The 25,023-nt window shown below is 70.3% G+C and carries 24 protein-coding genes; 17 read left to right on the forward strand and 7 right to left on the reverse strand.

Annotation, left to right across the window (positions count from 1 at the left end; genetic code table 11):
* Window positions 1–92: 92 nt before the first annotated feature.
* Together C7H73_RS01635 and C7H73_RS01640 are read left to right on the forward strand one after the other, a co-directional pair.
* Window positions 93–779, forward strand: a complete 687-nt coding sequence (locus C7H73_RS01635; protein ID WP_106845064.1) for a hypothetical protein — start codon at window positions 93–95, stop codon at window positions 777–779.
* On the forward strand, window positions 776–1,345 hold the full coding sequence (locus tag C7H73_RS01640; RefSeq protein ID WP_170104801.1) for a FlgO family outer membrane protein: 570 nt from the start codon (window positions 776–778) through the stop codon (window positions 1,343–1,345). Before C7H73_RS01635 ends, C7H73_RS01640 begins: the two co-directional genes overlap by 4 nt.
* 129 nt (window positions 1,346–1,474) lie before the next feature.
* On the opposite strand, the gene C7H73_RS01645 is transcribed toward C7H73_RS01640, so the two are convergent.
* Window positions 1,475–3,685 carry a TonB-dependent hemoglobin/transferrin/lactoferrin family receptor gene (locus tag C7H73_RS01645; RefSeq protein ID WP_227001385.1) on the reverse strand — a complete coding sequence of 737 codons (2,211 nt, stop codon included), beginning with the start codon at window positions 3,683–3,685 and terminating at the stop codon, window positions 1,475–1,477.
* 195 nt (window positions 3,686–3,880) lie between these two features.
* Window positions 3,881–4,780 carry a DMT family transporter gene (locus tag C7H73_RS01650; protein WP_106845066.1) on the reverse strand — a complete coding sequence of 300 codons (900 nt, stop codon included), beginning with the start codon at window positions 4,778–4,780 and terminating at the stop codon, window positions 3,881–3,883.
* Window positions 4,781–4,839: 59 nt separating this feature from the next.
* Between C7H73_RS01650 and pyrF the strand changes: the two genes are divergently transcribed.
* From pyrF to C7H73_RS01675, 6 genes are all read left to right on the forward strand, one after another.
* A complete protein-coding gene (gene pyrF / locus C7H73_RS01655; RefSeq protein ID WP_106845067.1) occupies window positions 4,840–5,664 on the forward strand; it encodes an orotidine-5'-phosphate decarboxylase in 825 nt (274 codons plus the stop codon).
* 24 nt (window positions 5,665–5,688) lie between these two features.
* Window positions 5,689–6,588: a LysR family transcriptional regulator gene (locus C7H73_RS01660; protein WP_106845068.1), complete on the forward strand. Its 900-nt coding sequence runs from the start codon at window positions 5,689–5,691 to the stop codon at window positions 6,586–6,588.
* A gap of 339 nt (window positions 6,589–6,927) precedes the next feature.
* Window positions 6,928–7,320, forward strand: coding sequence for a hypothetical protein (locus C7H73_RS15450; protein WP_157948305.1), 393 nt, complete (start codon window positions 6,928–6,930; stop codon window positions 7,318–7,320).
* A protein-coding gene (locus C7H73_RS01665; RefSeq protein ID WP_106845069.1) for an IS3 family transposase occupies window positions 7,295–8,448 on the forward strand; the annotation gives its coding sequence in 2 pieces (ribosomal slippage) (window positions 7,295–7,535 and window positions 7,535–8,448; 1,155 coding nt in all). The genes C7H73_RS15450 and C7H73_RS01665 overlap by 26 nt, the downstream gene beginning before the upstream one ends.
* Before the next feature lie 429 nt (window positions 8,449–8,877).
* Entirely contained in the window at window positions 8,878–9,882 is a 1,005-nt protein-coding gene (locus C7H73_RS01670) for a Bug family tripartite tricarboxylate transporter substrate binding protein (protein WP_106847487.1), read from the forward strand.
* Entirely contained in the window at window positions 9,879–10,859 is a 981-nt protein-coding gene (locus tag C7H73_RS01675) for a M14 family metallopeptidase (RefSeq protein WP_106845070.1), read from the forward strand. The genes C7H73_RS01670 and C7H73_RS01675 overlap by 4 nt, the downstream gene beginning before the upstream one ends.
* 92 nt (window positions 10,860–10,951) lie before the next feature.
* Here the strand turns inward: C7H73_RS01675 and C7H73_RS01680 are convergent, their stop codons facing one another.
* From C7H73_RS01680 to uvrA, 3 genes are all read right to left on the reverse strand, one after another.
* A complete protein-coding gene (locus C7H73_RS01680; protein ID WP_106845071.1) occupies window positions 10,952–11,506 on the reverse strand; it encodes a hypothetical protein in 555 nt (184 codons plus the stop codon).
* A 93-nt stretch (window positions 11,507–11,599) separates the two neighbouring features.
* Window positions 11,600–12,013: a hypothetical protein gene (locus C7H73_RS01685; protein ID WP_106845072.1), complete on the reverse strand. Its 414-nt coding sequence runs from the start codon at window positions 12,011–12,013 to the stop codon at window positions 11,600–11,602.
* Window positions 12,014–12,363: 350 nt separating this feature from the next.
* On the reverse strand, window positions 12,364–15,471 hold the full coding sequence (gene uvrA / locus C7H73_RS01690; protein WP_106845073.1) for an excinuclease ABC subunit UvrA: 3,108 nt from the start codon (window positions 15,469–15,471) through the stop codon (window positions 12,364–12,366).
* An 89-nt stretch (window positions 15,472–15,560) separates the two neighbouring features.
* Here uvrA and C7H73_RS01695 point away from each other — a divergent pair, with 89 nt between their 5' ends.
* Window positions 15,561–15,974, forward strand: coding sequence for a YkgJ family cysteine cluster protein (locus C7H73_RS01695; RefSeq protein ID WP_106845074.1), 414 nt, complete (start codon window positions 15,561–15,563; stop codon window positions 15,972–15,974).
* Window positions 15,975–16,000: 26 nt separating this feature from the next.
* Window positions 16,001–16,642, forward strand: coding sequence for an FMN-binding negative transcriptional regulator (locus C7H73_RS01700; RefSeq protein WP_106845075.1), 642 nt, complete (start codon window positions 16,001–16,003; stop codon window positions 16,640–16,642).
* Here C7H73_RS01700 and C7H73_RS01705 read toward each other — a convergent pair.
* On the reverse strand, window positions 16,639–16,944 hold the full coding sequence (locus tag C7H73_RS01705; RefSeq protein WP_106845076.1) for an acylphosphatase: 306 nt from the start codon (window positions 16,942–16,944) through the stop codon (window positions 16,639–16,641). The two genes, C7H73_RS01700 and C7H73_RS01705, sit on opposite strands and share 4 nt — an antisense overlap.
* Before the next feature lie 161 nt (window positions 16,945–17,105).
* Here C7H73_RS01705 and C7H73_RS01710 point away from each other — a divergent pair, with 161 nt between their 5' ends.
* Together C7H73_RS01710 and C7H73_RS01715 are read left to right on the forward strand one after the other, a co-directional pair.
* On the forward strand, window positions 17,106–17,543 hold the full coding sequence (locus tag C7H73_RS01710; RefSeq protein ID WP_106845077.1) for an OsmC family protein: 438 nt from the start codon (window positions 17,106–17,108) through the stop codon (window positions 17,541–17,543).
* A gap of 370 nt (window positions 17,544–17,913) precedes the next feature.
* Entirely contained in the window at window positions 17,914–19,344 is a 1,431-nt protein-coding gene (locus C7H73_RS01715; protein WP_106845078.1) for a homoserine dehydrogenase, read from the forward strand.
* Window positions 19,345–19,441: 97 nt separating this feature from the next.
* Here the strand turns inward: C7H73_RS01715 and C7H73_RS01720 are convergent, their stop codons facing one another.
* Window positions 19,442–19,714 (reverse strand): hypothetical protein, encoded by a 273-nt coding sequence (locus C7H73_RS01720; RefSeq protein ID WP_106845079.1) that lies wholly within the window; start codon window positions 19,712–19,714, stop codon window positions 19,442–19,444.
* Between the two features lie 272 nt (window positions 19,715–19,986).
* On the opposite strand from C7H73_RS01720, the gene dinG reads away from it, so the two are divergent.
* The 5 genes from dinG to C7H73_RS01745 all read left to right on the forward strand — a co-directional run bounded on the left by dinG (window position 19,987) and on the right by C7H73_RS01745 (window position 24,773).
* Entirely contained in the window at window positions 19,987–22,155 is a 2,169-nt protein-coding gene (dinG, locus tag C7H73_RS01725) for an ATP-dependent DNA helicase DinG (RefSeq protein ID WP_106845080.1), read from the forward strand.
* A gap of 127 nt (window positions 22,156–22,282) precedes the next feature.
* Window positions 22,283–22,786: a pyridoxamine 5'-phosphate oxidase family protein gene (locus C7H73_RS01730; protein WP_106845081.1), complete on the forward strand. Its 504-nt coding sequence runs from the start codon at window positions 22,283–22,285 to the stop codon at window positions 22,784–22,786.
* Window positions 22,787–22,820: 34 nt separating this feature from the next.
* Complete coding sequence (locus C7H73_RS01735) at window positions 22,821–23,009, forward strand: hypothetical protein (protein ID WP_106845082.1); 189 nt, start codon at window positions 22,821–22,823, stop codon at window positions 23,007–23,009.
* 142 nt (window positions 23,010–23,151) lie between these two features.
* A complete protein-coding gene (locus C7H73_RS01740) occupies window positions 23,152–23,640 on the forward strand; it encodes a C40 family peptidase (protein ID WP_106845083.1) in 489 nt (162 codons plus the stop codon).
* A 38-nt stretch (window positions 23,641–23,678) separates the two neighbouring features.
* Window positions 23,679–24,773, forward strand: coding sequence for a 3-deoxy-7-phosphoheptulonate synthase (locus tag C7H73_RS01745; RefSeq protein WP_106847488.1), 1,095 nt, complete (start codon window positions 23,679–23,681; stop codon window positions 24,771–24,773).
* Window positions 24,774–25,023: the final 250 nt, after the last annotated feature.

Genomic DNA, 25,023 nt, shown 5'->3' on the forward strand with positions numbered 1-25,023 from the left:
TTTTTGACCGAACCTGCACGGAGAATCGTTCGCAAACGTGTGCGTCATGTCCGTTGGTGACGCGCCCCATCATCCAAATCTGGAGGGAACCCATGTCTTTCACCAAGGCACTCGGCCTGGCTGCCGTGGCCGGCGCCGCGCTGACCCTGTCGGGCTGCGGCAGCGCGCCCATTCCACTGGCCAAGAATTTCGAACTCACCAGCCAGCACAAGGTGCGCTCGGCCGGTCACTGGGAGCTGCTGTCGCGCGACGTGGTGGCCCAGACGCGCGCCACGCTGCAGCGCGCCGGCTATGACGCCGCCACCCCGCTGCACGTGCTGCCCCCCTCCAACCCCAGCGCTTTCGACCTGGCGTTTCGCGACTTCCTGATCACCGAGCTGGTGCAGGGCGGCGCCACGGTGCACCAGCAGGGCGGCTCCGCCCTGGACGTGACCTACCACACCCAGGTGGTGCGCCACAACAGCGACCGTCCGCACTTCATCCCCGGCCAGTTCACCATGATCGCCGGCGGGCTGATCGCTGCCTACGGCCTGCGCCACCAGCATATCGACGCGCAGCTGCTGGCCGCCCTGGGCCTGACGGCCGCGGCCGACTTCGCCAACAGCATCAACTCCGGCGGCCCCACCAACACCGAGATGATCCTCACGACCACCGTCTCGCGCGGCGGCCAGTACGTCTCGCGCCAGACCGACGTGTACTACCTGGAGAACGCAGACACGCCGCTGTTCCTGCGCCCCTCCTACTACCGCGCCGTCAACATGAAGGTGGTCTCGCAATGATCCAGCGCCGCTCTGCATTCGCCCTTGCCGGCGCCCTGTCCGCCCTGCTGCTGGCCGGCTGCGCCCAGCAGCCGACGGCGCCGCTGCGCGCCGAGCCCACCTACCAGGACGCCACGCGCGCGCCGCTGCTGCAAAGCAGCCGCGATGCCGTGCGCAACCTGCTGGCCGGCCTGGACGTGAACGCCACCGGCCCCGGCCCGGTGCTGGTGGCCACCGTGGTCAACGTCAACGACCTGAGCGTGTCCGCCCCCCTGGGCCGCACGCTGTCCGAGCAGTACGCCAACGCCATGGCCATGACCGGCTTTGACGTCAAGGAGATCAAGCTGCGCGGCGACGTGTACGTCAAGGAAGGCGCCGGCGAGCTGCTGCTGTCGCGCGAGCTCAAGGACATCGCCCGCTTTCACAACGCGGCCATGGTCCTGGTGGGCACCTTCTCGCCCGCGGCCAACTACACCTACGTCAGCCTGAAGCTGGTGCGCACCGAAGACAGCCGCATCATCCGCGGCCACGACTACGCGCTGCCCAACGACCGCGACGTGAACCGCCTGCTGGCCCTGCCGCGCTGACGCGCCGCCCGGCCCCGCGCCGCTGACAAGGCCGCCCCAAGGGCGGCCTTTTCTTTTGCTACTTTTTTAATAGCTGCCAGCGCTTGCTGCACAAGCACTGGAGGCCTTTTTGACTCACATTTCTGGCCCTCAAAAGTCCACCACCAGCGACACGTGGGCGCTGCGCCCGGGCTGGGTCCAGGCGTCGTTGGTGGCGGCCGATGCCGCCAGGCCCTGCACGTCGGGCCACAGCCAGTACTTGCGGTCGGTGAGGTTGTGCACGGCCAGGTTCAGCCGCAGGTCCGGGCGCAGGCGCCACTGCAGCGATGCGTCCAGCACCGTGGAGCCGGGAATGGCCAGCTGCGTGTGCGGGGGCTTGACGGCCGTGCTGCTGTCGATGTCGGCGGCGCGCTTGGCGCTGCGGTGGCGCGCGTCCAGCTGCAGGCCCCAGGCGGCGCGCTGGTACTGCAGGCCCAGCGCCAGCTGCGCCGGGTCGATGGAGTTCAGCGGCTGGCCCGTGCCCAGGTTGCGCCCGCGCGCGCGGCCGTAGGCAAAACTGGTGGCCAGGCGCCCGCCCGCCACGGCGCCCCAGTCGTAGCGGCCCTTGAGCTCCACGCCCGAGATGCGCGCGCGCTCCAGGTTGATGGCCTGGAACACGCGGGGATCCTGCGCCGTGCCCGCGCCGCCGATCAGCGCGGCGTCCAGGATCAGCCCGGCATAGCGGTTGCTGAACACCGAGGCGTCCAGCTGCAGGCGCTGCAGCCGCCCGCGCACGCCCAGCTCCACGCCGCGGCTGGTCTCGGGCTTGAGGTTGGCGTTGGGCAGGATGACGACCCGCTCGGCCAGGTTCTCGAAGTAGCCGTTGACCTGGCCCGCCTCGGGCGCGCGAAAGCCGCTGGCGTACTGGCCAAACACGCTCCACTGCGGCGTGGCGCGGTACAGCACGCCCAGCTTGGGCGAGACGCGTGAGCCCGACAGCGACTGCCCCGGTTGCGCCGCCGGCGGAAAGAACCCCGCCTGGCTGGTGACCTGCAGCGCGAAATGGTCCAGGCGCAGGCCGGGCGTGATGCTCCAGTCGCCCACGATGGACTCGCCCTGCAGGAACAGCCCGCTGGCGCTCTCGCGCGTGTCGGGAAAGCGCTTGAGCGGAAACACCTCGGGCGGCGCCGGGTTCAGACCGCCGTAGAGGTTGGAGATGCGGCTTTGCACGTGCTCCAGCCCGTAGGTGAGCTGGTGCGTCCAGGCGCCGGCGCGCACCACCTTGCCAGCCTGCAGGCCCAGCTGCCAGGTGCGCTCGTCATAGCGGTTGTCGCGCACGCGCAGGGGCAGGGCCGGGCGCACGCTGGTGCCCACCTGGCGCGAGGCCGACTGCTGCAGCGCCAGCACGGCCTGCAGCTCGTCGGCCAGCGGTGTGTCCAGCTGCTGCAGCCGCCCCTCCCAGGCCAGGCGGTCGCGGCGCATGGAGCGCCAGGCGTGCTCGTCCACGGTGGCGCCGGCGACCTGCGCGGGCGTGCCGGCCAGCGGCAGCGGCGTGCGGCTGGTCAGCAGATCGACGGCGGCGGATTTCTCCACGTGCTCCAGCGTGACGGTGTGGCGCTGGCCGGCCGCCGGGCGCAGCACCACCTTGCCCAGCACGGCGCTGCTTTCGGCGCTCTCGGGGTTGGGGCGGGTGCGGCGGCTGTCGGGGGTGTCGATATCGCCCTGGTTGTCCATGGCGTGCGCGCGCCGGCCGGTGGCCGTCAGCATCCACTGCACGCTGTCAGCAGCCTGGCCAGCGACGGTGGCGGCCAGGGCGCGGCCGCGGTCGTCGCCGCTCCAGCTGGCGGCCACGCGCCCGCCCAGGGTGCGCGGCGTGTCGCCCCCCTGCGCCGGGCGCAGAAAGTCCTGCGGCTCGTGGGTGATGAAGTGCACCAGCCCGGCCATGCCGTCCGAGCCGTACAGCGCCGAGGCCGGGCCGCGCACCACCTCCACCCGCTTGAGCAGCTCTAGCGAGACGTAGTCCCGGTCGAACACCGTGGTGCGAAAGGCGTAGCTGCGCGGCAGGCGCACGCCATCGACCATCAGCAGCACGCGGTTGCCGCCCAGGCCGCGGATGTTGATGCCGGCATTGCCGTCGCGTCCCGTGGCCGAAGTGACACCCGTCACGCTGAAGCGCGAGGGCAGCAGCTTGACGGAAGTGTTGGGCAGGTCCTGCAGCGCCTCGCGCACGCTGCGCGCCTGCGCATCGCTCAGGGCGTCCGCATCGAGCACGTCATAGGACAGGGCCAGGCCCTCCGCGGCGTGCTCCTGGCGCGAGCCGCTGACCACCACCTCGGGCAGCACGCCCTGGGCGCCGGCAGGCGCTGCCGGGGTCTGCGCCAAGGCCGCCAGCGGCAGGCAGGCCAGTGCGACGAGGGAGCGGGAGAAGGAGCGGGGAAGGCGAAGGGAGCGGGGCAGGCAGGCAGTCATGGGCACGGCAGGCAAGGCGGGCAGGGCAGGGGTTGCGGCCCATTATTGGGGCCTGCCCGCGGCGCAGGGCCGCCCGCGCGCGCCCGCGGCCTCAATGCTTGACGTGCGTCAATCGCGGGCGGGCGCGCTGCGCGCCGGCGCCGGCCACAGCACCGAGGCGATCGCCACCGCCATCAGCGCCACGGCCGCCCAGTCCTGCCAGCGCAGCACTTCGGAGAGCCACAGCGCGCCGCTGAATACGCCGATCACCGGGATCAGCATGACGCTGAGCGTGGAGGCCACTGGAGGCAGCGTGCGCGCCAGGAAGAACCACACCGTCTGCGCAAAGCCCAGCGCCAGCACGCCGTTGTAGATGATGGCCACCCAGCCTGCCGTGCCGGGCATGTGCCAGTGCTGGCGCTCGAAACCCACGGCCAGCACCGTCAGCACGGTGCCGGTGATGGCCACCATCCAGAACGTCAGCGTGAGCAGCGGCACCGGCACGTGCACGCGGCGCAGCAGCTGCGTGCCCAGCGCCCAGAACGCGGCCGAGGTCAGCATCAGGCCCACGCCCAGCGCGCTCGACCCCAGCATGCCCACCTCGTGCCACAAGAGCAGCACCACGCCCAGGGCAGCCGCGGCCACGCCGGCCCAGCCGCGCCCAGCCAGCCGGTCGCCAAAGAACAGCCCGCCGATCACGGCCGAGAAGATCGGCATGGTGTAGCCCAGGATGGCCGCGCGCCCGCTGGACAGGCGCGGAATCGCCAGGATCATCAGCACGTGCCAGGCCACCATGTTGGTCGTCGCCAGCAGCAGCAGGCGCGGCCAGTGGACGCGGGCGATGGTGAAAGGCGCCCTTTGCTGCAGCAGCACCAGCGCCAGGATGGGCAGGCCCAGCCACAGCGAGGCCATGCGGAAGGTGAGCGGCGGCACGTCGGCCACGCCCAGCTTCATGACTGGCCAGTTCAGGCCCCACACCAGGGTCAACAAAACGAGCAGGACGAGCTGGCGGCGGGACAGGACAGGCATGGCGCACGATTGTGCCGGCGCGCCCGGCCGCGCGCAGGCGGCACCTAAAATCCCGGGCCATGACCTTTATCGACATGCTGCAGGGCGCCACGGTTCGCAACGATTCGCTGCTGTGCGTGGGGCTGGACCCCGAGCCCCAGCGCTTTCCCGACGCGCTGCGCGGCGACGCCCACCGCATCTACGATTTTTGCGCCGCCATCGTGGACGCCACCTGCGACCTGGCCTGCGCCTTCAAGCCGCAGATCGCCTACTTCGCCGCGCACGGCGCTGAAGGTCAGCTGGAGCGGCTGATGCAGCACATGCGCGCCAATGCCCCGCATGTGCCCGTCATCCTGGACGCCAAGCGCGGCGATATCGGCTCCACCGCCCAGCAGTACGCGCGCGAGGCCTTCGAGCGCTACGGCGCCGACGCGGTGACGCTGTCGCCCTTCATGGGGTTCGACTCCATCGAGCCCTACCTGCAGTACCACGGCAAGGGCGCCTTCTTGCTGTGCCGCACGTCCAACCCCGGCGGCGACGATATCCAGGCGCAGCGCCTGGCCAGCGTGCAGGGCCAGCCGCTCTTGTACGAACACATTGCCGCCCAGGCGCAGGGGCCGTGGAACAAGAACGGCCAGCTGGGCCTGGTGGTGGGCGCGACCTACCCCGAGGAAATCGCCCGCGTGCGCCAGCGTGCGCCCACGCTGCCGCTCTTGATCCCCGGCGTGGGCGCGCAGGGCGGCGACGCCGCCGCCACCGTGCGCGCGGGGCTGACGGAGGGCGGCACCATCGCCGTGAATTCCTCGCGCGCCGTGCTCTATGCGTCGGGCGGCAGCGACTGGAAGGACGCCGCGCGCAACGCCGCCTGGGCCACCCGCGAGGCGCTGAACGCCGCGCGCGGCTGACGGCCGGCCGCTGCGCATCCGGCCATGCAGCTCAAATGGCTGGAAGACTTCATCGCCCTGGCGCATGAGCGCAGCTTCACCCGCGCCGCCGAGCGGCGCCACGTCACGCACCCGGCCTTCGGCCGGCGCATCCGCGCGCTGGAGGCCTGGGCCGGCACCCCGCTGGTCGAGCCCGGCAGCGCCCCGCTGCGGCTGACCGCCGCCGGCCAGGCCTTTTTGGAAACGGCCGAGCAAACCGCACGCGAACTGGCCGAGTCGCACCAGGAGCTGCGCGCCCTGGCTGGCCGGCATGCGCGCACCGTGACCCTGGCCACCGGCCGCACGCTGGCGCGCACCCTGGTGGCCGACTGGCTGCCGCATCTGGCGCCGCTGCTGGGCGAGGCCGGCGCGCTGCGCATCCATACGGGGTCGCTGGCCGAGACGGTGCAGAGCCTGCAGGCCGGCGCGGCGGACTTCGCCGTGCTGTACCACCACCCCGCGCTGACCGTGCCCCTGGACGCGCGCCAATTCAGCCACCGCACGCTGGCGCAGGACCGGCTGGTGCCCATCTCACGCGCGGACGCCGGCGGCGCGCCGGTGCATGACCTGCGCGCGGGCGGGGCGCCGGTGCCGCACGTCGCCTATGCCCGCACGCTGGCGCTGGGCCGGCTGCTGGAGGACCACCTGACGCGCCACCCCGCCGCGCCGCCGCTGCGCCGGCTGCTGGAGTGCGATTCGCCGGATGCGACGCACGAGTACGTGCTGCGCGGGCTAGGGGTGTCGTGGCTGCCGTGGTCGCTGGTGCAGGGGGATTGCCAGGGCGGGCGACTGGTGCGGGCGGGGGATGCGGGGCTGGATGTGGCGTTTGATGTACGGCTGTATCGGCCTAAGCGGCGGCTGGGGCCGTTGGCGGAGGTGCTTTGGGCAGCCATGGTGCAGGACTGAAGGACCTTCGCGCATGGCCGTCTTTTGCCTGTTAAACCTACGATTTCGTTGCAGCCCTACAGGTGCAGGGCCGACCTCAGCGAATGTTTGCATGTTCGCCAACATTTTTGAAAGAGCAGCTTGCGACCCTAAGCTGTCTCTCAGGCAAGACCCGCAAAGCCGGCATCTAATGATGTACGAAGCTCATGGGGCATGGACCGACCCGTGCGGAGGTTGTAGTGTTCGAAACGACTTCGCTCACGGACCTGATTAGATCGAAAGCGTCATATATGGCCTGCGGCTTGGTGCGGCCTACATTACGTTAGCTATCCAAGTTCCCCACTGCGCCGCCTGAATCGTATGAACGACAGCAAATCAGATGCCAACAACACTGAATGGACAAGCGCTGTTGGTGCGGCGCTTCTAATCACTCTGCTTCTATCGCTCGCGCTGATCTCCGCCGGCAGTTGGAACTGGTTTAAAGGATTTATTGAAAGCGCGGCTCCAGCCTGGATTCAGGCGATCGGGAGTGTCGCGGCCATCGTGGCCGCCAGCGTGATCGCCCGCCATCAGGTGCACGCCGCACGCCGACTTGAACTGCGAAAGCAGGCATACGTCGAAGTCCAGAAGCTCAAGATCGTGTTGGCGCTCATGGTGAGAGCACTGAATCGCCCCGGGTTTAGTAGACACCTTGGAGCCTCAAACCTGAGGCCCAATAGGAGGTGCCATGACAGCGAAGCAACACTACCCTGAAGAATTCAAGATCGAAGCGGTCAAGCAGATCACGGAGCGACACCATCGGGTGGCCGATGTGTCCGCCCGGATCGGCGTGAGCCAGCACAGCCTGTATAAGTGGATCAAGGCGTACTCAGCGCCGGCGGCCGAACGGCAGGCACAGGTGTCACAGACAGAGGAGATGCGGCGCCTGAAGGCCGAACTGCGGCGCGTGACAGAGGAGCGCGACATCCTAAAAAAGGCCGCCGCGTACTTTGCCAGGCAGTCCGGGTGAAGTACGCGTTCATGAAGGCGCACGAAGCACAACACAGCGTGCGGCGCATGTGCCGGGTCATGCAGGTGCATCCAAGCGGTTATTACGCTTGGAAAGCCGAGCCAGAGAGTGCAAGGGCAAAAGACGACCAGCGGTTGGCTGGCCTGCTCAAGCAAGCTTGGCTGGAGAGCGGCGGCGTGTATGGGTATCGCAAGCTGACGCTGGACATGCGCGACTTGGGCGAGCGCTGCGGCAAGCACCGCGTGGCGCGGCTGCTCAAGCTCGAAGGACTGCGCTCGCAGACAGGCTACCGCCGCCGCCCTGGTGTGCGAGCAGGCAAGCCTGCTGTGGTTGCACCCAACCACCTGCAACGCGAGTTCACGGTGGCCCAGCCCAATCGATCCTGGGTGACCGACATCACCTACATCCGCACGCATGAAGGCTGGCTGTACCTGGCGGTCGTGGTCGACCTGTTCTCACGCCAGGTAGTGGGCTGGTCCATGGGCAGCCGCATCGACACAAGCCTGGTCCTGGACGCGCTGCTGATGGCGCTGTGGCGCCGCAGGCCTGAAGACCCCGTCACGGTGCACTCCGATCAGGGCTGTCAATTCACCGGCCATGAGTGGCAGACCTTCTTGCGCGAGCACAACCTAGTCAGCAGCATGAGCCGGCGAGGCAACTGCCACGACAACGCCGTCGCGGAGAGCTTCTTCCAGCTGCTCAAGCGCGAGCGTGTGCGCCGGCAGATCTACGCCACGCGCAGCGACGCACGCGCCGACATCTTCAACTACATCGAGATGTTCTATAACCCCAAGCGGCGCCACGGCACGGCCGGCGACACTTCGCCAGTCGAGTTCGAGCGACGCCATTCCCAACGGCTCAAAAGTGTCTAGGAAATCCGGGGCGATTCACTTCACAAGAAGCCGCGGATCTCGCGGATCGCATCGCTCGGCTGGACACGCTCGCGGCTGAAATCGGCGAGATCAGTCTGGCGTCAGTGAAGGAATGCAAGCGACAGATCGCCAAGCGAGAAGGAGCTTTCGGCTCGATGGACGGCTAGCCCTGAGCTAGCACGTTGAGCGTCCGCTTTTATTCGCATCCACCTGCAGCTTCTGGCCGTAAGACGCCATCACGGGATGAGCTGAAAACCTGTTCTGAGCAAATAAAACGCCTAAATCGGTAGTTCATATTGCTGAACTGCAGGGACACGTCAAAAACTAGCCACCACGAATAGCACGCCTCCGTGCCGCTTCGGCACCATGCTGCCCATCCTCGCTTCCCACAATGCCGCTCACCACAACGACATTGCCGAGGAGACAGCCATGACCACCTTCAACCACCCCACCCCGCCCATGCGCCGCCGCGCCCTGGCCGCCACCCTGCTCGCCGCCACCGGCACCCTGCTGACCGCCCTCCCCGCCACCGCGCAGGACTGGCCCACCAAGCCCATTACCCTCGTCGTCGGCTACCCGCCCGGCGGCAGCACCGACCTGATGGGCCGGCTGGTCGGCGCCGAGCTGTCCACCCGCCTGGGCCAGCCGGTGGTCATCGAGAACGTGGGCGGCGCCGGCGGCACCATCGGCGCGCAGAAGGTGACCAACGCCGCGCCCGACGGCTACACGCTGCTGGTGGGCTCCAGCAACGAGCTGGCGATCGCCAAGCTGGTCACGCCGCGCACCGTCAAGTACGCGCCGGCGCAGTTCACGCCCGTCGGGCTGATCGGCTCGCAGCCGCTGGTGCTGGTGGCCTCCACCGGGGCGGGCGTGAAGAACGCCGGCGACTTCACCCAGCTGGTCAAGAAGAACCCGGGCAAGTTCAGCTACGGCAGCTCCGGCGTGGGCACGGCGCTGCATCTGGCCGGCGAGATGGTCAAGGAGCAGGGCGGGCTGTTCATGACGCACATCCCCTATCGCGGCGTGGCGCCGCTCACCAGCGACCTGGTGGGCAACAACCTGGAGTTCGGCGTGTTCGTGCTCTCCAGCGGCCTGCCGCACATCAAGTCGGGCAAGGTGGTGGCGCTGGGCACCACGGCGGCCAAGCGCTCGCAGGCGACGCCGGACATTCCGGCATTGGCCGAGCTGCCGCAGTTCAAGAACGTGGACATCGAGAGCTGGTTCGCGCTGATGGGCCCGGCCAGGCTGCCGCAGCCCGTGGTCGCCAAGCTCAAAAAAGCGCTGGACGAGACGCTGCAGTCGCCCGACTTCCGGCAAAAGATGGCTGCCGCCGGCTCGGGCGTGGCTGCGCCGGGCGTGGACTTGCCCAAGTTCTGGAACGAGGAAATCGCCAAGTACACCCGCATCGTGCAGTTCGCAAAGATCGACGAATGAACGACAGAACCGCTTCCCTGCACTGGACCTTGCCCGCGCCTGAACTGGGCGCCTGGCGCGCGGGCAACACGGGCACCGAGGGCGTATGGCGCTTCGACTCGGGCCTGCCTGGGCGCCACGTGATGATCACGGCGCTGATCCACGGCAACGAGCTGTGCGGCGCCTGGGCGCTCTTGGGCCTGCTGCAGGCCGGCGTGCGCCCCCAGCGGGGCGCGCTGACGCTGGCTTTTTGCAACCTGGCGGCCTTCGACCGGTTTGATGTCGCCCAGCCGGACACCGCCCGCTTTGCCGAACAGGACCTGAACCGCCAGTGGACCGACGCGCGCATGCAGGCCGGCGATTCGCTGGAGCGGCGCCGCGCCGCCGCGCTGCAGCCCTTCGTGACGCAGGCCGACTGGTTGCTGGATTTGCATTCCATGCACGAGCCCTCGGCGCCGCTGCTGCTGACCGGGGTGCAGCCGCGCAACCTGGCGCTGGCCCGTGCCATGGCCGCGCCTGAGCATGTAGTGATCGACGCGGGCCACCAGGACGGCACGCGGCTGCGCGATTACGGCCGTTTTGGCCTGGCCGACGAAACAGCGGGCGACAGCCACTCGTTGCTGGTGGAATGTGGCTGGCATGGCGACTGGAACAGCCGCGCCGTGGCGCAGGACCAGTGCCTGCGGTTTGTGCAGGTGTCGGGCTGTGTGGATGCGCAGGAGCTGGAGCGCCGCCTGCCTGGCTGGCGGCTGCCCAGCGCGCCGCACCAGTGGGCGCTGCAGGTGACGGGGGGCGTGGTGGCAACCAGTGAGCGCTTTGCGTTCACCCAGCCTTTCACGGGGCTGGAGGTGATAGAGCGCGCTGGCACGGTGATCGGCGACAACGACGGCACGCCCGTGTTGACGCCCTACGACGACTGCGTGCTGGTCATGCCCAGCACGCGCCAGGCGCGTGCGGGCGTGACGGTGGTGCGCTTTGCGCGAAGACGCCCACTCTGAACTGCTGCTATTTCGATAGCTGCTGACGCTTGACTGGTGGGCGCTGGAGCTCTATTTGATACATATCCATAGAGCCGCCGCGCCCACAGGGTTTAGCGGTAGATGCGATCGCCGCGGTTCTGGCGCCACTGCTCTTCCAGGTAGGCGGCGTCGTCGTCCGAGCGGGCATGCACCCCCATCAGGATGCCGCCCTGCTTGATGCCTTCTTCGTATTCCTTCACGCGCTCTTCGGGCATGTTCCAGCCGATCAGCGCACCGATCAGGCCGCCACCGGCTGCGCCCGCGCCTGCACCGGCGATGGCTGCGGCCAGCGGCCCGGCAATGACCAGGCCCAGGCCGGGCAGGGCCAGCGTCGTGCCCATCGCGGCGATGGCCGCGGCAATGGCGCCCAGCGTGCCGCCGATGGCGCCGCCCACGCCCGCGCCTTCGGCAGCCTTGTTGCCCAGTTCGGTCTGCACGGTGGTGTCGCCGAAATGGCGGGTGCGGGTGTCGTCGGACATGACCAGGTTCACGTCATCGGTGCTGTAGCCGCGGGTGTGCGCTGCGGCGTAGGCGCCCTCGGCGGACGCGCGATCGGGGAACAGGCCCGTCACGAGGGGGCGGTTGTTCACGGTGCCGGTGCTGTTTGCGGTGGTGGTGGTATTCATGGAATGGCCTTTATGGAGCAGTCAAAAACAAGGGAAGGGAGGAAGCAGCCGCCGCCCAGGCGGGTGCGGCTGCGCCTGGGGAAAGGCGGGAGGTCAGTTGCGATCGGCCCGGGCAGGGCGCTGGCGCTGGCCGTCGCGTGCTGCAGCAGCAGCCCGGTCGGATGAACGGGCATTGGCGTCGCCAGCAACGCCGGGCGTTGCCGGGGTGGCGTTCATCGGTGCATTGCCGCTGGCTGCGGCAGGGGCTGTGTTGCCCCGGTTGGCAGCGTTCTTGGCATCCTCGGTCATGTCGCCTGCACGTTCCGCTGCCGAGGGGCCGGTGCGCACCACGGTGCCCGTGTCAGAGCGGGGCACGGCCTTTTGCGTGGCCTCCTTGGCGTCCTCGGGCGTGACGCCTACTTTGGTCTCGGGCGGGTTGACCGTGCTGCTGGTCTGGGCCCAGGAAGCGCTGGCGGCCAGCGCCAGGGTGGCTGCGATGGTCAGGGTCTTGAGGGCATGCTTTGGCATGGCTTGGGTTCTCCCATGGTGGATTGCGGGGCCGGGAGCCGAAGGCACAAGAGCGTTGGGGGAGGGCGCTTGCGCACCGCACCTTTTGGCTCTTTCGCTGGCTGAGTCCCGGCGTAGAGCAAAAGTGTCCTGGGCAGCCTGCGCGGGCCGCGCAAAGGAACATCGGGTGCGCGTGTAGGCGGTTGACCGATAGAGGCCGTGCGCGCACGAGCAGGGCCGCGCCTGGCAGTCCGCCCGCCCGCTTGTCCGCGGCCTGCCTGTGCACAGGCCTGCAAGGTGCCACGGGCACTACCCGCGGCCCTGCAGATCGCTATGCTTTTGCTAGCTTTCAGCGCTTGCCAGGCAAGCGTTTAGGCCACTTTTCGTGCCAAAGATTGAGACAGATACCGGCCGGTGTGGCTGGCCGGGTTGGCAGCCACCTCTTCAGGCGTGCCTTCGGCCACCACGGTGCCGCCGCCGGCGCCGCCTTCCGGGCCCATGTCGATGACCCAGTCGGCGGTCTTGATGACGTCCAGGTTGTGCTCGATCACGACCAGGGTGTTGCCCGCGTCGCGCAGCCGCGTGAGCACCTGCAAGAGCAGGTCCACGTCGGCAAAGTGCAAGCCGGTGGTGGGCTCGTCCAGGATGTACAGCGTGCGCCCGGTGTCGCGGCGCGAGAGCTCCTGCGCAAGCTTGACGCGCTGCGCCTCGCCGCCCGACAGCGTGGTGGCGCTTTGCCCCAGGCGGATGTACGACAGGCCGACCTCCAGCAGCGTCTGCAGCTTGCGCGCCAGTGTGGGCACGTCCTTGAACAGCAGGTACGCGTCTTCCACCGTCAGGTCCAGGATCTGCGCGATGCTGCGGCCCTTCCACTGCACCTCCAGCGTCTCGCGGTTGTAGCGCTGGCCGTGGCACACGTCGCAGGGCACGTACACGTCGGGCAGAAAGTGCATCTCCACCTTCACCACGCCGTCGCCCTGGCAGGCCTCGCAGCGCCCGCCGCCCGCGCTTTGCGCCACGTTGAAGGAAAACCGCCCCGGCCCGTAGCCGCGCTCGCGCGCCGTGGTGGTCTCGGCCATCAGCTCGCGGATGGGGGTGAACAGGCCGGTGTAGGTGGCCGGGTTGCTGCGCGGCGTGCGGCCAATCGGCGACTGGTCCACGTTGATAACCTTGTCGAAGTACTCCATGCCTTCGATCGCATCGTGCTCGGCCGGCTCGTCGTGCGCGCGGTACAGCTGGCGCGCCACGGCTTTCAGCAGCGTGTCGTTGACCAGCGTGCTCTTGCCCGAACCCGACACGCCCGTCACGCAGGTGAACAGGCCGACGGGGAAGGACACGCTCACGTCAGCCAAGTTGTTGCCGCGCGCGCCCAGCACGCGCAGCGCCTGCAGGCTGCCCTGCGTGGCGCGGTGCTCGGCCAGGCGCTCCTTGCGGCGCTGGCTGGCGGCGGTTTCGGGGAAGCGGGATTTTTTTGACTTGGCGGGTACTGCGTCCTCGGCCGCCTCGGCCAGCACCGGCAGCCAGGGCGTGCGCCGCGCGGGCACGGCGATGGATTTGGCGCCCGACAGGTACTGGCCCGTGAGCGAGTCCGGGCTGGCCGCCAGATCGGCCGCCGTGCCCTGCGCCATGACGCGCCCGCCGTGCACGCCCGCGCCCGGGCCCATGTCCACCACGTGGTCGGCGGCGCGGATCATGTCCTCGTCGTGCTCGACCACCAGCACGCTGTTGCCGATGTCGCGCAGGCGCACCAGCGTGGCGATCAGCCGGTCGTTGTCGCGCTGGTGCAGGCCGATGCTGGGCTCGTCCAGCACGTACATCACGCCCGTGAGACCCGAGCCGATCTGGCTGGCCAGTCGGATGCGCTGCGCCTCGCCGCCCGAGAGCGTGTCGGCGCTGCGCGCCAGGCTCAAATACGACAGGCCCACGTCGTTCAGGAAGGTCAGGCGCGCGGCGATCTCGCGCACGATGCGCGCGGCAATCTCGGCCTTGGCGCCGGGCAGGTGCAGCTGCTCGAACCAGGCCAGAGCATGGGCCAGCGTCAGGCGGCTGACCTCATGGATGGCAAGGGCCTCGCCGCCTTCGCCCACCTTCACCGCGCGGGCCTCGGGCTTGAGGCGCGCGCCGTGGCAGGCGGGGCAGGGCTGGCACTGGCGGTAGCGGGCGAGTTCTTCGCGCACGGCCGGCGAATCGGTGTCGCGCCAGCGCCGTTCCATGTTGGGGATGATGCCTTCGAAGGGATGGCTTTTGACGATCTCCTGGCCCTTGCGCGTGCCGCTGTCGAGCACGTAGGAAAACGCGATCTCGTCCTGCCCTGAGCCGTGCAGCACCACCTGGCGCACGGCCGCGGGCAGCTGCTCGAAAGGCGTGTCCACGTCGAAGCCATAGTGCGCGGCCAGGCTCTCGATCATGGCGAAGTAGTAGCCGTTGCGCCGGTCCCAGCCGCGCACGGCGCCGCCGGCCAGGCTCAGCTCGGGGTGCGCCACGATGCGCTCGGCATCGAACACCTCCAGCTGGCCGATGCCGTCGCACGCCGGGCAGGCGCCCGAGGGCGAGTTGAAGGAAAACAGCCGCGGCTCCAGCTCCGCCAGCGCGTAGCTGCACACCGGGCAGGCGAAGCGGCTGGACCACAGGTGCTCGGCACCTGAGTCCATCTCCAGCGCCAGCACGCGGCCGGCGCCCTCGGCGCCGCCCACGCGCAGCACGGCCTCGACGCTCTCGGCCAGGCGCTGGCGCGCATCGAGGCGCACCTTCAGGCGGTCGATGACGACGTCGATGTCGTGCTTTTCCGTCTTTTTCAGCTGCGGCAGGTTCTCGGCCTCGACGATCTGCCCGTCGATGCGAAAGCGCACGTAGCCCAGCTGCTGCATCTGCGCCAGCACTTCGGTGAACTCGCCTTTTTTCTCGCGCGCCAGGGGCGCCAGCAGCATCAGGCGCGTGTCCTCGGGCAGGGCCAGCACGGCGTCCACCATCTGGCTCACGGTCTGCGCGGTGAGCGGCAGGCCGTGCTCGGGGCAATGCGGCGTGCCGGCGCGAGCGAACAGCAGGCGCAGGTAGTCGTGCACCTCGGTCACCGTGCCCACGGTGGAGCGCGGGTTGTGGCTGGTGGCCTTTTGCTCGATGGCAATCGCCGGCGACAGCCCTTCGATCAGGTCCACGTCGGGCTTGTCCAGCCGGCCCAGGAACTGGCGCGCGTAGCTGGACAGGCTTTCCACATAGCGTCGCTGGCCTTCGGCGTACAGGGTGTCGAAGGCGAGGCTGGACTTGCCCGAGCCCGACAGCCCGGTGATCACCACCAGCTGGTTGCGCGGGATGTCCAGGTCGATGTTCTTCAGGTTGTGCGTGCGCGCACCGCGGATGCTGATGCGCTGCTCGCGCAGGATGCGGGCCAGGTAGGCGGCGTCGTTGTCGTCGGCGCGTGGGGCGTCGTGGGGCGGGGGGAGGGTCACGGCAGCGGGTGGTGCGGCAGGGGAACCGGCCATGATAGATACCCGGCATCGCCCGGCCCGGCCGGCCTTGCAAAGCCCATGTCTGGCGCTGGCAGGGCGGGCGGCAGCACAATCCGCCTCCCATGCCCGCCCGCACCATCCCCCTCGTCAACGTCGACCGCCCCGACACCTGGACGCGCCACCGCGCCGGCCTGTGCGGGTCCTGCAACGCCAACTGCTGCACCATGCCGCTGGAAGTGCAGCTGCCCGACCTGGTGCGCCTGGGGCTGGTCGAAGCCTTCGAGGCCGACAACGTCGAGCCGCGCCTGATCGCCCGGCGCCTGGCCAAGGCGCGGCTGATCGACCACTTCAGCCCCAAGAACCTGCTGTTCACCCTGGCGCGGCGCGCCAGCGGCGACTGCCAGTTTCTGGAGGCGCGCACGCGCCGCTGCACGGTGTATGAGCGCCGGCCCGAGACCTGCCGCCTGCACCCGGTGCAAAAAAGCCCCCGCCCCGGCTGGTGCGCCTATGGCGCGCGGATGCCGGCGCGGCCCTGAAAAACCCGCCATCGCCACGCCCAACCATGTACACGCCCGCCGCCTTTGCCGAAGACCGCCCCGAGGCCCTGCACGGCCTGATCCGCGCGCACCCGCTGGGCGTTTTGTGCCGCCAGGGGCCGCAGGGGCTGGATGCCGAGCACCTGCCTTTTTTGCTGGACGCCGAGCGCGGCCCGCACGGCACACTGGTGGCGCACGTGGCGCGCGCCAACGCGCTGTGGCGCGAGGTGCCGGCCGGCGGCGAGCTGGCAGCGCTGGTGGTCTTTCGCGGCGTGGCCGGCTACATCTCGCCCAACTGGTACCCGTCCAAGCACGAGGCGCACCGCGCCGTGCCCACCTGGAACTACGAGGCCGTGCACGTGCACGGCCAGCTCACCGTGCACGACGACGAGCGCCACGTGCGCAGCGTGGTCGCGCGGCTGACGCGCCAGCACGAGGCGGGCGAACCCCGACCCTGGAAGATGGGTGATGCGCCGCGCGAATACCTGGACGAGATGCTACGCGCCATCGTTGGCATCGAGGTGCGCATCACGCGCATCGAGGGCAAGCGCAAGCTGAGCCAGAACCGCACCGCGCCCGACCGGCAGGGCGCCATCGACGCGCTGCACGGGCGCGGGCAGGACGCGCTGGCGCAGGCCATGCGCGCGGCGGCAGGCGAGGGCACCTAAGCCGTCGCGGCCTGCTCGAAACCTTGCGGCAGCGGTTGCGGCAGGGGTTCGTCGCACACCTGCACGCGATCGACGCGCGCCGCGGCCGGGCCCCGGTGTGCCCAGTCGATCAGCGCCTGCACGGCCTCCGGGGCGCCCACGGCCAGCGCCTCCACCGTGCCGTCCGCGCGGTTGCGCACCCAGCCGGCCACGCCGGCGGCGCGCGCCACCTGCACGGTGGACTGGCGAAAGTACACGCCCTGCACCTTGCCGTGGATGCGCAGGCGGCGGGCGAGCGGGGCGGGAGCGTCGGGTTCGGCCATGGCCTGGCACTGTAGCCGCCCGACCTGTAGGCAGGGCGCCCGGGCGGCGCACGGCACGCGCTGACACGGCGGCGGCGTGCCCCATGCTCAGATGCGCGCTTTGGCCCGCCCATGCGCCGGGCCTCATTCCATCCGCCGCACCGCAAGTCAAGGAGCCGTACATGAGCGAAAAATCCGCATCCGTCCACTGGGAAGGCGCCGGCAAGGCCGGCCAGGGCCAGGTCAGCACCGAAACCGACGCGCTGCACAAGTACCCCTACGGCTTTGCCAGCCGCTTCGGCGACGACCGCAAGGGCACCAACCCCGAGGAGATCCTGGGCGCCGCGCATGCGGCCTGCTTCACCATGGCGTTCTCCTTCGCCTGCGACAAGGCCGGCTTTGCCACCCGCACGGTGGACACCACCGCCCGCGTGCGCCTGGCCAAGGAGGGCGAGGGCTTCAAGATCGACCGCATCGCCCTGACGCTCACCGCCACCGTGCCGGGCTTGAAGGAAGAGCAGTTCCAGCAGATCGCCGAGGACGCCAAGAAGAACTGCCCGCTGTCCAAGGCGCTGGCCAGCGTGCCCGAGATCACGCTGCAGGCCACGCTCAAGGCATGAAGCTGCCATGCATCAAAACAGGCTGCAGCGCCCGCCAGTCAAGCGCAAGCAGCTTCTGTTTCGATAGCACCAGCGCGCTGCCACGCGGCTGCGCTACACTGCCCCGCATGTCTCGCCGACCGCTGTGCACCCCCAGCCACCCTGCCGCCCCCGCGCGCAGCGGCGCATGTGCGCAGCAGTCGGCACGAATGATTACCACCATGACCACCGCGGCCCCCTGACGCGCGTGGGGTGGCCGCAGCGGCGGCCACCTGGTGTCTTTCCTTCCCTCCTTGCCCGAACGAAAACCCAGCCCCGGCCGCCGGGTTTTTTTCGTTTCGGGCGGCCGCACCGCCAGCCCGGTTGCCACGCCAGGAAGGAGCACCTTGCCATGTTTGTTGCCGAACCCGCGCTGCTGCCAGCGCACCCCGCCGCCTGCGCGCTGCCGCCCGTGCAGCCCTCCCACCCCCACAGCACGTCCCTGCGCGTAGGCCTGATCGGCGTGGGGACGGTGGGCACCGGCGTGTGGCAGCTGCTGGCGCGCAACCGGGCGCTGCTGAGCGCACGGGGCGGCCGGGCCATTGCCCTCGTCGCCGTGGCCACGCGCAGCCCCGAGCGTGCCGCGCCGCTGCTGGCCACCGTGCCCGGCGTGCGCCTGCTGGCCGACCCGCTGGCCCTGGCCACCGACCCCGGCGTGGACGTGGTGCTGGAGCTGGCCGGCGGCGCCGACGCCCCGCTGCCCTGGCTGCTGGCCGCCTTTGCCCACGGCAAGCACGTGGTGACGGCCAACAAGGCACTGCTGGCGCGCCACGGCGCCCAGCTGGCCGCAGCCGCCGCGCGCAGCGGCCGCACCCTGGCCTACGAGGCGGCCGTGGCTGGCGCCGTGCCGGTCGTCAAGACGCTGCGCGAAGCGCTGGCCGCCAACCGCATCGACGCGCTGGAGGGCATCCTGAACGGCACCAGCAACTTCATCCTGACGCGCATGGCCACCCACGGCGCCAGCTACGCCGCCGCCCTGGCCGAGGCGCAGGCGCTGGGCTACGCCGAAGCGGACCCCACGCTGGACGTGGGCGGCCAGGACGCCGCGCACAAGCTGGCGCTGCTGGCCGCCCATGCCTTCGGCGCCCCGCTGCGCGAGGGCGCCGTGCACACCGAAGGCATCACCCAGCTGCAGCCGGGCGACCTGACCGCCGCTGCCCACCTGGGCTACGCGGTGCGGCTGCTGGCGCTGGCGCGGCGCGTGGCCACCGTGCAGGGCGGCCAGGGGCTGGAGCTGCGCGTGCACCCGGCCCTGCTGCCGCTGGCCCACCCTTTGGCCGGCGTGCAGGGCGCCCACAACGGCCTGCTGGTGCAAGCCGACGCCGCCGGCCCGCTGCTGCTGTGCGGCGCCGGGGCCGGAGCCCAGCCCACGGCCAGCGCGGTGCTGGCCGACCTGGTGGACCTGGCGCGCACGGGCAATGGCGCCACGCCGCTGCCCGCCTTCGGCACGCTGCCGGCGGGCCAGGCGCCCCTGGCCCCCGTGCCCATGGCGCAGGTGCGAGGCCGCCACCTGCTGCGCCTGTTGCCGGGCCGCGCGCTGTGCGAAGCGCAGGCCGTGCGCTTGCTGGCGCGCGCCGGGCTGGCGGTGCAGCGGCGTGCCTGGCTGGCGGCCGAGGCGCCCGGGCAGGGCCCGCAACTGCTGCTGCTGACCGGCCCGGCGCCCGAGGGCGTGGCGCAGGCAGCAGCGCAGCAACTGCAGCAGGCGACCGGCGCCCAGGTGCGGGGCCTGCGCGTGCATGACACACAGGACACGCACGAGCCAGGCGCGTCAAGGACCGCCTGACCCGCGCTGGCATGAGAACGAAAAACGCCTCCAGCGCCCGCCGGTCAAGCGCAGGCAGCTATAAAAATATGAGATGCCGGCGCCCGATCGGAACGCTTCAGCGCTTGAGCTTGCGGTAGGCGTCGTCGGACGGCGGGCCCTTGCCCGTGTCCTGCTGCCCGTCCTGCAGGTCCTGGAAGGCCTGCTGCACCTGCGCATCGGGGTTGCCGTCGGTCATGTTCTTGTTCTGGTCGCGCTCGTGCGGCAGGTGGGGCTCGGTGGCGCCGCCGGGTTTCTCGGGGGCGTTCAGGTCGATGCCGATGGGGTCTGCCGGGCGGCCAGGCGGATCGACGTCCTGCGGCGAGGTGGGAACGGGGGGTTTCTGGGGCATGGCGGGCCTTTGGGGTGCGGGGTCGGGCGATGCGAGATCGCACCGCGAAATAAGGGCGTACGGCCCATGCTAGGCTGGCCGCACGCGCCGCGGGCGTAGGCCCGCACCGGTTGACCCCATAGGCAACAGGCCCGGGCCCGCTGGGCTACCATGCCTGTATGAAAGCACAGTAGAGCTGCGCCAGCCACGCCCCGCCGGCCGCCTGCGGCCCGCACCCCATCCTGCCGCCTGCCGTGTCTTCGCCTTCCTCCCCCAGCCTTTTCCATCCTTCCATGTCCGCGCAGCAATGGGCCGACGACGCCCTCGGCAGCTTCGAGGCGGTGGTGCAGTCCACCGCCGGCTTTCGCGCGCGCGAAGGCCAGCGGCGCATGGCCGAGCAGGTGGCGCAGACGTTTGCCGCCGCCGAGCTGGGCAAGGCCGAGGACGAGGACGCCGAGCCCACCCGCGCCATCGCCGTCATCCAGGCCGGCACGGGCGTGGGCAAGTCGCTGGCCTATAGCGCGCCGGCCATTGCCATGGCCCTGGCGCGCGGCACGCGGGTGCTGATTTCCACGGCCACCGTGGCGCTGCAGGAGCAGCTGGTGCACAAGGACCTGCCGGCGCTGATGGAGCACCTGCCCGAGCCCGTGCGCTTTGCCCTTGCCAAGGGGCGTGGGCGCTACGTGTGCAAGCTCAAGCTGGAGCGCCTGGCCAGCGGCGGCCTGGACGAGGACGAGGACTGGGCCGCGACCGAAGACCTGTTCGGCCCCACCGAGGCGCCCCAGCCCGCCGTACGCCAGGCCGAGCAGTCGCGCGTGAAGTTCTACGCCAGCATGGCCGACGCGCTGGCCAGCGGCGCCTGGGACGGCGATCGCGACACGCTGCAGACACCGCCTGAGGCGGAAGCCTGGTCGCCCGTCGCCGCCGAGGCGCATTCGTGCACCGGCAAGCACTGCCCGCTGTTTTCGCGCTGCACCTACTACGAGCGGCGCAAGGACCTGGTGGCCGCCCAGGTCATCGTGGCCAACCACGACCTGCTGCTGTCGTCCATCGGCGCGCGCCTGCTGCCCGAGCTGGACAACTGCCTGCTGATCGTGGACGAGGCGCACCACCTGCCGGGCACGGCCCTGTCGCAGTTCGCCTGCGAGGCCGACCTGTCGCACCTGGCCTGGATCGACAAGCTGGCCAGCCGCGCGCTGCGCATCGGCCAGCTGGTGGAGGTGGAAGAAATAGCCGACATCCCCAGCCACGCCGCCCGCCTGCGCGCCGCGCTGCAGGACGCCGCCCGCCTGGCGATGGACCTGTACGGCAAGGACTTGCGCGCCGCGCCGCGCTACGGCAGCGCAACCACACAGCCCACCCGCGCCCGCGTGGCCGGCGGCGCGCTGCCCGAATCGCTGGTGGAGCCCTTCGGCCAGGCCGCGCACCACGCCGAAGGCTTTCTGGCCGCGCTGCGCGCCATTGCCAAGGCGCTGCGCACGGCCATGCGCGACAGCCCTGACGAGGCGCGGCGCCTGTCGCAGCTGTACGCCCAGGTGGGGGCGCTGGCCCCGCGCCTGGAGGGCGTGCACGCCACCGCCCAGCTGCTGCTGCAGGACGCGCCTGAAGGAGCGGTGCCGGCGGCCAAGTGGTTCACGCTGGCGGTGCAGGGCGAGTACCTGTCGCTGCGCGCCCACGCCTCGCCGGTGCTGCCGGGCAGCGCGCTGCGCCAGCACCTGTGGCAGCAGGTGCGCGGCGCGGTGCTGACCTCGGCCACGCTGACCAGCTGCGGGCAGTTCGACTTCTTCCTGCGCGAATCGGGCCTGGCGGGCGACGAGGCGGTGCAGACCCTGTCCGTCGCCAGCCCCTTCGACTACGCCCTGCAGGGCACGCTGGTGGCGCGCGAAACCCGCGCCGAGCCGCGCGAGGTGCAGGCCTTCACCGCCGAGATGGTGGAGGCGCTGCTGACCGACCTGGCGCTGGTGGAGGCCGGCGCGCTGGTGCTGTTCACCTCGCGCGAGCAGATGCGCCGCGCCGTCGATGAGCTGCCCACCGTGCTGCGCGCGGCCGTGCTGGTGCAGGGCAACCTGCCGCGGCGCGAGCTGCTGGCGCGCCACCGCGAGCGGGTGGCCGCCGGCCAGCCGTCCATCATCTTCGGCATGCAGTCCTTCGGCGAGGGGCTGGACCTGCCGGGGCGGCTGTGCGAGTCGCTGTTCATCACCAAGCTGCCCTTCGCCCCGCCCGACGACCCGGTGGGCGAGGCGCGCGCCGAGTGGCTGCGCGCCGCCGGGCGCGACCCGTTTTCCGAGCTGGTGGTGCCGGCCACCGCCATCCGCCTGGCGCAGTGGGTGGGCCGGGCGATCCGCACCGAAGACGACCGCGCCCACGTCTTTTGCTACGACAAGCGCCTGGTGCGCACCGGCTACGGCCAGCGGCTGCTGTCCGGCCTGCCGCCCTTCACTCTGCAGCGCAGCGGCGCCTGAGCGCCCCGGCGGCGTCGGACAGACCCCACAGCCGCCCTGCCGCCGCGCCGACCCGCCCGGCGCATGCTCGCCCGTAAGGTGGCGGCTCCAACGCTACTAGCTATTCACTACGCAGGAGCTGCCTGATATGACCACCGAGAACGACAACGACCGCACCGCGCTGTTTGAGCGCATCAAGGACATCCGCTTCGGCATGCTGGCCCACCGGGGCGACAACGGCCTGCTGCACGCCCACCCGCTGACCACGCTGAACAAGGACATCGACGCCCAGGCGCAGCTGTACTTCTTCATCCCGCGCGACGGCGAGCTGCACCAGCGCCTGGCCGCCGACAGCCAGGTGAACGTGAGCTACGCCAATCCGGAAGAGGACTGCTATGTCTCGGTCTCTGGCGCCGCCGCCTTCATCGAGGACATGCAGCGCAAGGAAGAGCTGTGGACGCCCATGGCCAAGGCCTGGTTTCCTGAGGGGCCGGGCGACCCCAACCTGGTGCTGCTGGCCGTGAACATCCGCCACGCCGAGTACTGGGACGTGAAGGAAAGCAAGCTCACCCAGCTCTACAAGATGGCCACCGCCGCCATGACCGGCGAGCGGCCCAAGGCGCTGGGCGAGCACCGCGAGATCACGCTCTGACCCTTTCGTTTCCAACCCTTCAGGAGGACCCACCATGCACCCGCAAGACGAAAAGACCGACAAGGACGTTTCGCCCCAGACCGGCAAGGGCCGGCCCGACGAGCGCGACGCGGCCGCGCAGGCCAATGCCCAGGAATCGGCCCAGCGCCGCGACCGCCAGAACGACGTGGGCAGCGACAACCAGCCCCAGCAGCAGCGCGGCACCAACCTGGACAAGTTCTGATCCAGTTGCACTAGCCTGCTATTAAAAAAAGAGCTGCCAGCGCTTGTACAGCAAGCGCTGGCAGCTCTTTTCATTGGAATCTGGAAGCCGCCCCGGGCAGGGGCTGCCCGGGGTATCCGGGCTGCTGCTACCCTTCGGTCGCATGGCTCCCCGTTCCCCCGTTTCACCTGCCACCTGGGCGCTGGCTGCAGCGCTGGCGCTGGCTGGCTGTGGTACCTCGTCCGTCGCCCCGACGCGCGCACCCGCGTATTCGCGCCTGTCGCCCGAGCAGTCCAGCGACATCGCCATCCACGCCCTGGGCCTGGTCGGCACGCCCTACCGCTACGGCGGAAACACGCCCGAGGGCGGCTTTGACTGCAGCGGCCTGATCGGCTACGTGTACGGCAGCCGCGCCGGCATCGCGCCGCCGCGCACGGTGGCCCAGCTCAGCGGCTTCGGCACCGAGGTGGGCCAGGGCGAGCTGCGCACCGGCGACCTGGTGGTGTTCGGGCGCGGGGCAGGCACGCATGCCGGCATCTACGTGGGCGAGGGCCGCTTCGTGCATGCCCCTTCCAGCGGCGGCACGGTGCGGCTGGACGCGCTGGGCTCGCGCTACTGGGCGCAGCAAAACGCACGCTTTCGCCGGCCGTAGGCGGCGCGCCCGTGCAGGGCGTGACAATGCGGGCCACCATGATCCACACCGCCCCCGCCTCCCTCTCCACCCAGGACACCACGCGCATCGACGATCTGCGCATCAAGGCCGTGCGCCCGCTCATCACGCCGGCGCTGCTGCAGGAATGGCTGCCTGCGCCGGCCGCCGCGCAGCAGCTGGTCGAGGGCAGCCGCGCCGCCCTCGCCCGCGTGCTGGCCGGGCAGGACGACCGGCTGGTCGTGGTGGTGGGGCCGTGCTCCATCCATGACCACGACGAGGCGCTGCAGTACGCGCGCCAGCTGAAGGCCGAGGCCGACGCGCTGGCCGGTGAGCTGCTCATCGTCATGCGGGTGTACTTCGAAAAGCCCCGCACCACCGTGGGCTGGAAGGGCTACATCAACGACCCGCACCTGGACGGCAGCTTCGCCATCAACGAAGGGCTGGAGCGCGCCCGCGCGCTGCTGCTGCAGGTGCTGGACGTGGGCCTGCCGGTGGGCACGGAATTCCTGGACCTGCTCAGCCCGCAGTTCATCAGCGACCTGGTCAGCTGGGGCGCCATCGGCGCGCGCACCACCGAGAGCCAGAGCCACCGCCAGCTGGCCAGCGGCCTGTCGTGCCCGGTGGGCTTCAAGAACGGCACGGACGGCGGCGTCAAGGTGGCAGCGGACGCCATCGTCGCGGCGCGCTCGCCCCACGCCTTCATGGGCATGACCAAGATGGGCCAGGCCGCCATCTTCGAGACGCGCGGCAATGCCGACTGCCACGTCATCCTGCGCGGCGGCAAGGTGCCCAACTATGCGGCCGCCGACGTGCAGGCGGCCTGCGAGCTGCTGGCGGGCAATGGCCTGCGCGAGCAGGTCATGATCGACCTGTCGCACGCCAACAGCAGCAAGCAGCACACGCGCCAGATCGAGGTGGGCCACGACGTGGCGGCGCAGATCGCCGGCGGCGACGCGCGCATCACCGGCGTGATGATCGAAAGCCACCTGCAAGAGGGCCGCCAGGACATCGTGCCCGGCCAGCCCTTGCGCCCGGGCGTGTCGGTGACGGACGCCTGCATCAGCCTCGCGCAGACCGCACCGCTGCTGCAGGCGCTGGCCGGCGCCGTGCGGGCGCGGCGGGCAGGGCGGTGACGGCCAAAACGCTTTTATTTTGATAGCTGCCAGCGCTTATCCGGAGCGCGCTGGCAGCCTTTTTATCTTGTGGTCTGCGGGGTGGCGGCAGTGCCGTCCGCAGCCCGGCAGAGGTAGGTGTACGATGGCCCGGCCGCGCCACTGACGCGCTTGCGCAGCGTCCCGCCGCCTCTGTTCACGCCATGCTGCTCCGCACGCCCCTTCGCCCCCAACCCCTGTGGCCCAGGCCCGCCGGGCGTGCCGCCGGTCC

It is taken from the genome of Pulveribacter suum (assembly GCF_003013695.1).
GTDB lineage: Bacteria > Pseudomonadota > Gammaproteobacteria > Burkholderiales > Burkholderiaceae_C > Melaminivora > Melaminivora suum.

Excerpts from the sequence above, each read along its gene's own strand:
- C7H73_RS01635 (WP_106845064.1), top strand. The coding sequence starts at position 93 with ATGTCTTTCACCAAGGCACTCGGCCTGGCTGCCGTGGCCGGCGCCGCG.
- C7H73_RS01640 (WP_170104801.1), top strand. The coding sequence starts at position 776 with ATGATCCAGCGCCGCTCTGCATTCGCCCTTGCCGGCGCCCTGTCCGCC.
- C7H73_RS01650 (WP_106845066.1), bottom strand. The coding sequence starts at position 4,780 with ATGCCTGTCCTGTCCCGCCGCCAGCTCGTCCTGCTCGTTTTGTTGACC.
- pyrF (WP_106845067.1), top strand. The coding sequence starts at position 4,840 with ATGACCTTTATCGACATGCTGCAGGGCGCCACGGTTCGCAACGATTCG.
- C7H73_RS01660 (WP_106845068.1), top strand. The coding sequence starts at position 5,689 with ATGCAGCTCAAATGGCTGGAAGACTTCATCGCCCTGGCGCATGAGCGC.
- C7H73_RS15450 (WP_157948305.1), top strand. The coding sequence starts at position 6,928 with ATGAACGACAGCAAATCAGATGCCAACAACACTGAATGGACAAGCGCT.
- C7H73_RS01670 (WP_106847487.1), top strand. The coding sequence starts at position 8,878 with ATGACCACCTTCAACCACCCCACCCCGCCCATGCGCCGCCGCGCCCTG.
- C7H73_RS01675 (WP_106845070.1), top strand. The coding sequence starts at position 9,879 with ATGAACGACAGAACCGCTTCCCTGCACTGGACCTTGCCCGCGCCTGAA.
- C7H73_RS01680 (WP_106845071.1), bottom strand. The coding sequence starts at position 11,506 with ATGAATACCACCACCACCGCAAACAGCACCGGCACCGTGAACAACCGC.
- C7H73_RS01685 (WP_106845072.1), bottom strand. The coding sequence starts at position 12,013 with ATGCCAAAGCATGCCCTCAAGACCCTGACCATCGCAGCCACCCTGGCG.
- uvrA (WP_106845073.1), bottom strand. The coding sequence starts at position 15,471 with ATGGCCGGTTCCCCTGCCGCACCACCCGCTGCCGTGACCCTCCCCCCG.
- C7H73_RS01695 (WP_106845074.1), top strand. The coding sequence starts at position 15,561 with ATGCCCGCCCGCACCATCCCCCTCGTCAACGTCGACCGCCCCGACACC.
- C7H73_RS01700 (WP_106845075.1), top strand. The coding sequence starts at position 16,001 with ATGTACACGCCCGCCGCCTTTGCCGAAGACCGCCCCGAGGCCCTGCAC.
- C7H73_RS01705 (WP_106845076.1), bottom strand. The coding sequence starts at position 16,944 with ATGGCCGAACCCGACGCTCCCGCCCCGCTCGCCCGCCGCCTGCGCATC.
- C7H73_RS01710 (WP_106845077.1), top strand. The coding sequence starts at position 17,106 with ATGAGCGAAAAATCCGCATCCGTCCACTGGGAAGGCGCCGGCAAGGCC.
- C7H73_RS01715 (WP_106845078.1), top strand. The coding sequence starts at position 17,914 with ATGTTTGTTGCCGAACCCGCGCTGCTGCCAGCGCACCCCGCCGCCTGC.
- C7H73_RS01720 (WP_106845079.1), bottom strand. The coding sequence starts at position 19,714 with ATGCCCCAGAAACCCCCCGTTCCCACCTCGCCGCAGGACGTCGATCCG.
- dinG (WP_106845080.1), top strand. The coding sequence starts at position 19,987 with ATGTCCGCGCAGCAATGGGCCGACGACGCCCTCGGCAGCTTCGAGGCG.
- C7H73_RS01730 (WP_106845081.1), top strand. The coding sequence starts at position 22,283 with ATGACCACCGAGAACGACAACGACCGCACCGCGCTGTTTGAGCGCATC.
- C7H73_RS01735 (WP_106845082.1), top strand. The coding sequence starts at position 22,821 with ATGCACCCGCAAGACGAAAAGACCGACAAGGACGTTTCGCCCCAGACC.
- C7H73_RS01740 (WP_106845083.1), top strand. The coding sequence starts at position 23,152 with ATGGCTCCCCGTTCCCCCGTTTCACCTGCCACCTGGGCGCTGGCTGCA.
- C7H73_RS01745 (WP_106847488.1), top strand. The coding sequence starts at position 23,679 with ATGATCCACACCGCCCCCGCCTCCCTCTCCACCCAGGACACCACGCGC.